The organism is Flavobacterium sp. K77, assembly GCF_021608205.1.
GTDB lineage: Bacteria > Bacteroidota > Bacteroidia > Flavobacteriales > Flavobacteriaceae > Flavobacterium > Flavobacterium turcicum.
The window spans coordinates 1-475 of sequence record NZ_JAKIHO010000054.1; the positions used below are offsets into that span (position 1 = coordinate 1).

General features: G+C 38.7%; 1 protein-coding gene. It reads right to left on the reverse strand.

The annotated features are described in order from the left end of the window. The coding region (locus L1S34_RS14860) for an MBG domain-containing protein (protein ID WP_236364887.1) at positions 1-475 on the reverse strand (475 nt) is incomplete at both ends.

Consider the following 475-nt stretch of genomic DNA (forward strand, 5'->3'; position numbering starts at 1 on the left):
AGCTAGGGTATAGTTAATCGTATCTCCATTGATAGCTCCGGTAACAGTTGCAGTCAAAGCTGGATTAACGTCACCGTATACTTTAGTTTTATCAGCAGCTGCTACAGTTGCAGTTTTAGGGGTAACAGTAAGATTTGCATCTGTTTTAGTAACAGTATAATTAGGATTGCTTCCTAAAGTCACCACGATTGGATAAGTTCCAACATTTGATGTAGTCGCTGCAGTGGTTGCTAGGGTATAGTTAATAGTATCTCCATTGATAGCACCAGTAACAGTTGCAGTCAAAGCTGGATTAACGTCACCGTATACTTTCGTTTTATCAGCAGCTACTACAGTTGCAGTTTTAGGGGTAACAGTAAGATTTGCATCTGTTTTAGTAACAGTATAATTAGGATTGCTTCCTAAAGTTACCACGATTGGATAAGTTCCAACATTTGATGTAGTCGTTGCAGTGGTTGCTAGGGTATAGTTAATA